Origin of the sequence: Streptomyces sp. P17, from assembly GCF_032436805.1 — a bacterium.
In the GTDB taxonomy this organism is placed as follows: domain Bacteria; phylum Actinomycetota; class Actinomycetes; order Streptomycetales; family Streptomycetaceae; genus Streptomyces.
On record NZ_JAVRBF010000062.1, the window covers coordinates 38,003 to 46,087 of the forward strand.

Annotated in this window: 10 protein-coding genes; 4 read left to right on the forward strand and 6 right to left on the reverse strand. The window is 71.6% G+C overall.

The window, feature by feature from the left end:
* Positions 1 to 55: 55 nt before the first annotated feature.
* A complete protein-coding gene (locus tag RMT89_RS32200) occupies positions 56 to 994 on the reverse strand; it encodes a LysR family transcriptional regulator (RefSeq protein WP_315887270.1) in 939 nt (312 codons plus the stop codon).
* Positions 995 to 1,068: 74 nt separating this feature from the next.
* Between RMT89_RS32200 and RMT89_RS32205 the strand changes: the two genes are divergently transcribed.
* Positions 1,069 to 2,019 (forward strand): DMT family transporter, encoded by a 951-nt coding sequence (locus RMT89_RS32205; RefSeq protein ID WP_315887271.1) that lies wholly within the window; start codon positions 1,069 to 1,071, stop codon positions 2,017 to 2,019.
* 114 nt (positions 2,020 to 2,133) lie between these two features.
* Here RMT89_RS32205 and RMT89_RS32210 read toward each other — a convergent pair whose 3' ends face one another.
* Both RMT89_RS32210 and RMT89_RS32215 read right to left on the reverse strand, forming a co-directional pair.
* On the reverse strand, positions 2,134 to 2,316 hold the full coding sequence (locus RMT89_RS32210; RefSeq protein ID WP_315887272.1) for a hypothetical protein: 183 nt from the start codon (positions 2,314 to 2,316) through the stop codon (positions 2,134 to 2,136).
* A gap of 47 nt (positions 2,317 to 2,363) precedes the next feature.
* Positions 2,364 to 3,695 (reverse strand): aminotransferase class I/II-fold pyridoxal phosphate-dependent enzyme, encoded by a 1,332-nt coding sequence (locus RMT89_RS32215; protein WP_315887273.1) that lies wholly within the window; start codon positions 3,693 to 3,695, stop codon positions 2,364 to 2,366.
* Positions 3,696 to 3,730: 35 nt separating this feature from the next.
* Between RMT89_RS32215 and RMT89_RS32220 the strand changes: the two genes are divergently transcribed.
* Positions 3,731 to 4,408: a pyridoxamine 5'-phosphate oxidase family protein gene (locus tag RMT89_RS32220; protein ID WP_315887274.1), complete on the forward strand. Its 678-nt coding sequence runs from the start codon at positions 3,731 to 3,733 to the stop codon at positions 4,406 to 4,408.
* 175 nt (positions 4,409 to 4,583) lie between these two features.
* Here the strand turns inward: RMT89_RS32220 and RMT89_RS32225 are convergent, their stop codons facing one another.
* The gene (locus tag RMT89_RS32225; RefSeq protein ID WP_315887275.1) at positions 4,584 to 5,588 is read right to left on the reverse strand and encodes an EamA family transporter; all 1,005 of its coding nucleotides are present in this window, start codon (positions 5,586 to 5,588) and stop codon (positions 4,584 to 4,586) included.
* A gap of 143 nt (positions 5,589 to 5,731) precedes the next feature.
* The gene (locus tag RMT89_RS32230; protein WP_315887276.1) at positions 5,732 to 6,271 is read right to left on the reverse strand and encodes a Clp protease N-terminal domain-containing protein; all 540 of its coding nucleotides are present in this window, start codon (positions 6,269 to 6,271) and stop codon (positions 5,732 to 5,734) included.
* A 196-nt stretch (positions 6,272 to 6,467) separates the two neighbouring features.
* Between RMT89_RS32230 and RMT89_RS32235 the strand changes: the two genes are divergently transcribed.
* Both RMT89_RS32235 and RMT89_RS32240 read left to right on the forward strand, forming a co-directional pair.
* A complete protein-coding gene (locus tag RMT89_RS32235; RefSeq protein ID WP_315887277.1) occupies positions 6,468 to 6,656 on the forward strand; it encodes a hypothetical protein in 189 nt (62 codons plus the stop codon).
* Positions 6,657 to 6,765: 109 nt separating this feature from the next.
* Positions 6,766 to 7,194, forward strand: coding sequence for an SRPBCC family protein (locus RMT89_RS32240; RefSeq protein ID WP_315887278.1), 429 nt, complete (start codon positions 6,766 to 6,768; stop codon positions 7,192 to 7,194).
* Positions 7,195 to 7,263: 69 nt separating this feature from the next.
* On the opposite strand, the gene RMT89_RS32245 is transcribed toward RMT89_RS32240, so the two are convergent.
* On the reverse strand, positions 7,264 to 7,869 hold the full coding sequence (locus tag RMT89_RS32245) for a PadR family transcriptional regulator (protein WP_315887279.1): 606 nt from the start codon (positions 7,867 to 7,869) through the stop codon (positions 7,264 to 7,266).
* Positions 7,870 to 8,085 lie beyond the last annotated feature (216 nt).

Below are 8,085 nucleotides of genomic sequence, written 5' to 3' on the forward strand. Positions count from 1 at the left end.
ATCGATATGCGACTCCGCCGCGGGACGCGACCGGCCACGACGGCGCCGCGGACGATCAGCGACATGCCCCGGCACTTCCCGCGGAGCGCTTGGCCCCGACCCGCTCTCCCGCCGCCCGCAGCGCCTTGACCGCCGCCCGGATCGACGGACGGCGGTCGGCGTCCGCGCGCCAGATGACGTACACATGCCGTCGCACGCGCTGCTTGAGCGGCACGGTGACGACTCCGGGAGGCATCGGGTTACGGCCGAGCAGGGGGACGACGCACACACCGAGCCCCGCGGCGACCAGACCGAGCTGGGTGTGGGTCTCGGCCGCGCGGTGGCCGACGATCGGCTCGATGCCCTTGGAGCGCAGGGTGAACATCAGCCACTCGTGGCAGAACTCGCCCTGCCCCCAGGTGATCCACTCGTCCTCGGCGAACTCGGCGAGGTCCACTTCGTCGCGGCCCGCGAACCGGTGGTCGACCGGCATCGCCACATCGGCGGGGTCGTCCAGGATCGGCGCCTTGACCAGGCCGTCCGGCAGCGGCATCGGCTTGTTGTACCAGTCGAGCACCACGGCCAGGTCGAGATCGCCGCGCACCACCCCGGCGACGCCCTGCTCCGGCTCCAGTTCGCAGGAGCGCAGCCGCAGCGCGGGGTGCTCGGCGCGCAGGTCGGCGAGGGCGGCCGGGAAGAGTCCGCGCGCGGCGGTCGGGAACGCCGACAGTCTGAGCTCCCCCGCGACCTGACCGCGCTGCGCCTCCAGGTCGGACTGGGCCAGCTCGACCTGCGACAGGATCCGGGCCGCGTGCTCCGCGAGCAGCCGCCCGGCGTCGGTGAGCCGGACCCCTCGTCCGTTCTTGGCGAGCAGCTGCTGGCCGACCTCCCGCTCCAGCTTGGACATCTGCTGGGAGACGGCGGACGTGGTGATGTGCAGCCCTTCGGCGGCGCCGCTGACCGAGCCGTGCCGGGCGAGGGCGTCGAGGGTGCGCAGGCGCTCCAGGTTCAACATGTAAGCAATGCTACGAGATAGGACTGACAAAATATCGCTTGTGCTACGAGATCATGGTGCCGCACCCTGATCCCATGACCCGCTCTCGTTCGCTGCTCGACTGGCGGCTGCGCTTCGCCGTCCTCTCCCTGATCTGGGGCTTCAGCTTTCTGCTCATCAAGGTGGGCACCGAGGGGTACGCGCCCTTCCAGGTCACGCTCGGCCGGCTGCTGTTCGGTACGGCGGTGCTCGCGGTGGCGATGGCGGCACGGCGGGAGCGGCTCCCGCGCGGGGTGCGCACCTGGGGGCATCTGACGGTCGCCGCGCTCCTGCTGAACGCGCTGCCCTTCTCCCTGTTCGCCTACGCGGAGCTGACGATCCCGTCGACGCTCGCGGGCATCTGCAACGCCACTTCACCGCTGTGGGGCATGGCGCTTTCCCTGGTCGCCCTCTCCGAGGACCGGCCGACCCGGTTGCGGGTCGCGGGTCTCGGTGTGGGCTTCCTCGGTGTCCTGACGGTCCTCGGCGCCTGGCAGGGCTTCACGGGCATGGACGCGCGGGGTACCGGCATGGCCCTGCTGGCGTCCCTGTGCTATCCGATCGGCTGGATCTACGTCCGCCGCACCCTGGCCGGCTCCACCTCCTCGAACCTGTCCCTGACCGGCGCCCAGCTCCTCCTCGCCACCCTCCAACTGGCCGTCGTCACCCCGCTGTTCACCACGTCCCCGACCGACTTCCCGCTGCTCCCCCTGCTCGCGGTCGCGGCCCTCGGCGCCCTCGGCACCGGTGTCGCGGTCCTCCTCCAGTACGGCCTGGTCGCCGAGGTCGGCCCGACGACGGCCCAAATGGTCACCTACTTCATCCCCGTCATCGCGACGGCGGCCGGCGTGGTCGTGCTCGGTGAGTCGCTGACCTGGTCGACGCCGGTGGGCGCGGTGATCGTGCTGGTGGGGGCGGCACTCACGCAGATACGTCCACGCGCGCGTGGCGCCGTCCCGGCCGACGGCGACCGCACCGCGCGGGAGCCCGCGCGGGCCGCGTCCTAGGAGACCACTGAGAAATCTTGAAAACCCGCCCGACTTGCACCGGATTACCCCGATCGACTTTTGCGGGCGAACCTGGGCGATCGGGGCGGCCCAAGCAAGATCTTCAGGACACTTCTAGGCCCTGTCGGAGTCGCGCGGCAGCCGGGAATGTGACGGCACGGCCTGGACACCGCTGCGTCCCGGGGCCGGTCGTACGGCCGAGGCGATGGCGTCGGCCAGGGTCCGCGTCTCCTCCTCCGCCAGTGTCGAGACCGTGATGCGCAGCCCGGGCAGGTGCTCAACAGATGCGCCCCGCACGCGGGGCCGCCTCCGGCCCACGGCGACCGCACCGCGCGCGCCGCGTCCTAGACACCGCTGCGGCCCGGAGCCGGTCGTACGGCCGAGGCGATGGCGTCCGCCAGGGTCCGCGTCTCCTCCTCCGCCAGTGTCGAGACCGTGATGCGCAGCCCGGGGCTGGTGTTCATGCGGAAGCGGGCACCCGGGGCGACGGCCCAGCCGGCGTGCAGGAGGCGGGAGACGGCGCCGGTCTCGTCGGGGACGGGGACCCAGACGTTCATGCCGGTGCGGCCCTGGGCGGCGATGCCCCGGTCGGCGAGCGCGCCGATGAGCAGGTCACGGCGTCTGCCGTACGCCGCCGCCACCGCCTTCGGGTCGACCGAACCGCCGGACCACAGACGGACCACGGCCCGCTGGACGACCAGGCTGACCCAGCCGGGCCCGAGGCGCTGCCGACCACGCACCCGATCGAGAGTCACGGCGTCGCCGGTGAGCACCGCGAGACGAAGATCGGGGCCGTAGGCCTTGGCGGCGGAGCGGGTGAAGGCCCAGTGGCGGGTGGTGCCGGCGAGGGGGTGCAGCGGGACGTCGACAATGGCGTGCCCGTGGTCGTCCTCGATCAGCAGCGTGTCCGGGTACTCCCGCAGCACCGAACGCAGGGCACGCGCGCGCGTGGCGCTCACCGCGGCGCCGGTCGGGTTCTGCGCCCGGTCGGTGACGATCAGGGCGCGAGCCCCGGCGGCGAGCGCGCGGCGTACGTCGTCGCAGAGCGGCCCCTCGTCGTCGACGCCCACGGGTGCGATGCGCAGCCCGAGCGCCGGGACCAGGTCGAGGACGCTGCCCCAGCCCGGGTCCTCGACGGCGACGGTGTCCCCCGGCTTCAGATGCGCGGCGAGGACGCGCTCGATGGCGTCCAGCGAGCCGGAGGTGACGACGAGGGGACCGTCCGGGACCCCGTCCCGGTCCAGCTCGGCGCGTGAGATCCGGGCCAGATCCGGATCCATGGGGTCGTCGCCGTAGAGGACCGGCGTCCGGTCCCCCTGTTCCGCCGCTGCCGCGAACGCCGGGGCGAGCGGGGGCAGCAGCGCCGGGTCCGGATTGCCGTTCGCCAGGTCCCGGACTCCGGCCGGGACCTCCTCCCGGGCGTACTCGCGCGCGGTGGTGGCCGGCTTGGGCCGCACGCGGCTGCCCCGGCGCCCGGCGGTCTCGATGACCCCGCGCTCCCGCAGGGTCCGGTACGCGGCCGCGACCGTATTGGGATTCACGCCCAGCTCGACCGCCAACTCCCGCATGGGAGGCAGCAGTTGTCCCGGCTCCAGCTCCCCGGAGCCGACCGCCGCCTCGATACCGGCCGCAATCTCTGCTGCGCGTCGGCCCGTGATCCGATATTCTCCTAGCACAAACCACATTATGTACTAGTGCAATGGAGATCGCAATGCAGGGGACCCAGCCGCCGACGTCGCAGCCGACCGCCTACACGCCGACCGACCGTACGGTCCCCACCCGCTCCCCCCAGCGGGCGTCGTACGACAGGGAGCTGGTGCACTCGATACTCGACGAGGCCTATGTCTGCCATCTGGGCTTCGTCCGGGACGGCGCGCCGGTGGTACTGCCGACGCTGTTCGGGCGGGTCGGCGACCGGCTCTACGTCCACGGCTCGACCGGCTCGCGTCCCCTGCGGATGACGGCCGAGGCCGACCCGGGGCTGCCGGTGTGCCTGACGGTCACGCACGTGGACGCGCTGATCCTGGCCCGCTCGGCCTTCCATCACTCGATGAACTACCGGTCCGTGGTGGTGCACGGGCTCGCCCACCAGGTGACCGACCCCGAGGAGAAGCGGATCGCGCTGGACACGCTGGTCGACCATGTCGTGCCGGGCCGCTCGGCGGACTCCAGGCCCGCCAACAAGAAGGAACTGGCCGCCACCTCCGTCATCCGCCTCGACCTGAACGAGGTCTCCGCGAAGCTCCGCACCGGCGGCGTCAACGACGAGCCCGAGGACCTCGCCCTCCCGCACTGGGCCGGAGTGGTCCCGCTGCGCAAGGGCTACGAGACGCCGATCGACGACCCGGACTTGGCACCGGGAACGGAGATCCCGGCGTACCTCAAGTGACCTGAACGGCTTCGAGGGGCCGAGCGGGCGCCTGGAACGCGAGCGCCAAGCGCCCCTGGCGAAGTCAGCCACGGTTCGACGGCGCCCCAAGGGGCGCGGGGAACTGCGCGACCAGCCACGACGGCGCCACAGCCGAACGACGACACGGCACGGCACGGCAATTCCGGCGGAGCGCTCAGGTCGCCGTTCCCCGGGCCGACAGCTCCCGCTCCGCCCCGCCGGAGGCGACCGGCTCCGCGGAACCCTTGCTCGGCGCCGAGGACTGGGCGATGAAGGCGCCGAGCAGGACAACCGCGCCGCCGATGATCTGCGGGGCGGAGAGGTGCTCGCCGAGCAGGACCCAGGCCAGCACGGTCGCGATGACCGCTTCGAGGCAGGCGACCACGCCCGCGACCTGCGGCGAGAGCCGGCGCACCGAGACCACGCCGGTGACGTAGGCGACGACCGTGGCGATCAGGACGATCCAGGACAGCAGCAGAGCGGCCGCGACCGGGGTGCCGTTCATGTCGGCGCTGTCCGCGAGGACGGCCCAGTCCATGGACCAGGGCCGGGCCACGACGGTCAGCACGGCGGCGCCGATGAGCAGGCCGTAGGCGATGACGCCGAGCGGGTCCGGCGCCTCGTCGGCCGAGTCGCTGCCCTGGTCGGACAGGACGAAGTAGCCGACCTGGCAGCAGGCCGCGCCGAGCGCGAGGAGCAGGCCGAGGGCGTCGAAGCCGAGCCCGGCCCAGACCTCGACGACACAGGCGAGTCCGCCCACCGCGAGAACCACGCCGAGTGCGGCGGCCCGGGTCACGGGGCGCCGCTGCACGAACCGCACCCAGCCCAGCACCAGCGCGGGCGCGAGGTACTCGACGAGCAGCGCCACCCCGACCGGGATACGGGAGATGGAGGCGAAGTAGAAGGCCTGGACGCCGGCCACGCCGAGCAGTCCGAACCCGGCGAGCAGCGCGGGGCGGCGGCGCAGCAGCGCGCGATGGCGCACGGCGAGCGGCAGCATCACCAGCGCCGCACCGGCCACCCTCAGCCACACCACATGCAGCGGATCCAGGCCCGCCTCGATCAGCGGCTTGGCCGCGACACCGGATCCCCCGAAGGCGAGCGCGGAGGCAAGGGCGAGACCGAGCCCCATCCCCCTGCCGTGACTGCCCTGACTGCTCTGAGACGTACGCACCGGCACATGATGACAGGCGATGACATGAGCGTCACCCCCGATGACACCTGTCTCAACGGCTGGACGGGGAAAGGGGTGGCTGACGAACGGGGTGGATGACGAACGAGGTGGTCGGCGGACGAGGTGGTCGGCGGACGAGGTGGTCGGCGTCAGCCTTCTCCGACGTAACTCTCGGGCCGGCTGTCGATCCGGGCGTAGACCTCACCGGCGTCGATCCCCGCGCGGCCGAGCACCTCGACGGCCCGCGCCTCCTTGTCGACGACGATCGCGGCGAGCAGGTCGACGCCACGGGCGGGTTCGTCGCCGCGGCGGGCGGCGCGGGCGCGGGCGAACTCCAGCGCGCCCGCGGCCAGCGGGGAGAAGCCGTCGGCCTCGGTCACCACGGGTACGGCCCCGGAGTCCTCGACACTGCCCTGCCAGCGCAGGCCGTAGCCGATGCTGCGCTGGACGAGATAGCCGAGCAGCCGGGCGATCTGGGGGGCGCCGTCGAAGACGTCCCGCACCTCGGGGTCGTACTCCAGCAGGGAGTGCAGCAGATGGGCGGTGTCGACCTGGCGGTCCGCGTCCCGCACCGCGCGTCGACGGGCACCGGAGATCACCGCTGCCAGTTCGGCGCTGAGCCTGGCATCGTTGTCCGGGCGCCCTCCGGCCCGGTCGGGGTCCGGTTGGCGGGGGATACGGGGTTGCACACCCTTACCCCATCAGGCTCCGCCGGGCGGGTCATCCCCGGAGGGATGCATCTTCGCGTCCCACGGAGAGTGGACCCGGCGGTACGGAATCTCCTCCTTGGGGATGAGATCACGCCGTTCTTCCCCGTGGGCGCGCGCCGCCTTGAGTCGCGCCCCGCGCGCAACCACGGCGCGTCCTCGTACGTCCAACAGGTGCATGGAGAGCAGGTGCTGGCTGGTGGCGTTGCCGGCCGTCGACGGCAGACAGTACGTCTACCGGGTGTACGCCCCGGAGGACGCGCTGCCCGCCGACCTGTTCTGGGACGCCTGGCACTGTCACGACGAGAGCACCTTCCCGCGCGCGTGGGACCTGTTCGACGCGGCGGTGATACGGCTGGTCGCCTGAGCCTCGTCCCGGCGGTCTCCACACTTTCTGACGGTTCATCATTATTGAATGTTCCAGGCCCTGCGGCTACGTTCCGCGACACCGTAGCCCGAGACGAAGGGGTGGTCGCATGGCCGAAGTCAGCGCGGAGGCACGGATCGGGGCACCGGCCGACAAGGTGTGGGCCAAGCTCACGGACTGGCCCGCGTACGGCGAGTGGAACGCGACCCACACCAGCTTCCCGCAGGGCGGTCCGACAGCCCTCGAAGTGGGCGGGACCTTCCAGGAGAACATGAAGCTGATGGGCTTCCCGGCCGAGGTCGAGTGGACGATCGAGGAGTTGGAGCCGGCCCGCGTGCTGGCCCTGCGCGGCAAGGGTCCGATGGCCGTGAGCGTCGCCACCCGCTACACGCTGACGCCGGACGGGGACGCGACGACGGTGCGGATCGACGGGGAGTTCACCGGCGCCGCGGTGTCGCTGATGGCGGGCCGCCTCAAGGACTCGGGGACGGCCGCCCTCAACGAGTCGCTGCGCAAGCTGGCCGGTCTGGTGACCTGACGGCCGTACACGAAAAGGCGCCCCGCGGATCGCTCCGCGGGGCGCCCTTCTCTCGCGGCGGGGAGGCCGTCAGTCCTCGTCGGCGAGGATCAGATACAGCTTCTTGCGCGCATCGTTGATCACGGAGATCGCCTTCTCGCGCTGCTCCTTGCTGCCGGTCTTCCAGACCTGGCCGAACGCCTCCATCAGACCGAAGCCGGCCTGCCGGATGTCGTTCACGACCTCCCAGTCGACACCTCGGGAGGCCTCCTCCCAGGGCGCCTCGGGGCCCTCGTCGGCGGCCGTACGGCCCGCCTCGGTGAGAGAGAACAGCTTCTTGCCGCCCTCGCTCTCACTGGTGATCAGGCCCTCGTCCTCCAGCAGCTGGAGGGTGGGATACACCGAGCCGGGGCTGGGCTTCCACGCCCCGCCGCTGCGCTCGGCGATCTCCTGGATCATCTCGTAGCCGTGCATCGGCCGGTCCTTGAGCAGGGCCAGGATCGAGGCGCGTACATCGCCGCGCCGCGCCCTCCCCCTGGGACCGCCGCGACCCCTGGGCCCCCAGTGCCCCGGACCGAAGCCCGGGCCACCGAAGCCGGGACCGCCCGGGCCGAAGGGCCCGAAGGCGGCCCGCCCACCCTCGAATCCACCTCGGCCGGCACCACCGTGTCCACGTTCGAATCCATGGGAACGCATGGGAATCACTCCATTCCATCGTTGATCTGTCGCGATGTCTCAACGATATATCGGAATAGTTCGCATGACAACCCTCGGTCGGTCCAGTAACTGTCCCGTCTCACTCAATCGAGTCGTTTTCTCAGCGAACCCGCGAGTCGGTCGTGTCCCTTGACGTGGTGTAGGCGATCATTCGTCGGTGGCGGGCAGCAGGGTGTTCTTGTCCGGATAGAGGCT

Coding starts and splice junctions, on each gene's coding strand:
- RMT89_RS32200 (WP_315887270.1), bottom strand. CDS start 994: ATGTTGAACCTGGAGCGCCTGCGCACCCTCGACGCCCTCGCCCGGCAC.
- RMT89_RS32205 (WP_315887271.1), top strand. CDS start 1,069: ATGACCCGCTCTCGTTCGCTGCTCGACTGGCGGCTGCGCTTCGCCGTC.
- RMT89_RS32220 (WP_315887274.1), top strand. CDS start 3,731: ATGCAGGGGACCCAGCCGCCGACGTCGCAGCCGACCGCCTACACGCCG.
- RMT89_RS32235 (WP_315887277.1), top strand. CDS start 6,468: ATGGAGAGCAGGTGCTGGCTGGTGGCGTTGCCGGCCGTCGACGGCAGA.
- RMT89_RS32240 (WP_315887278.1), top strand. CDS start 6,766: ATGGCCGAAGTCAGCGCGGAGGCACGGATCGGGGCACCGGCCGACAAG.
- RMT89_RS32245 (WP_315887279.1), bottom strand. CDS start 7,869: ATGCGTTCCCATGGATTCGAACGTGGACACGGTGGTGCCGGCCGAGGT.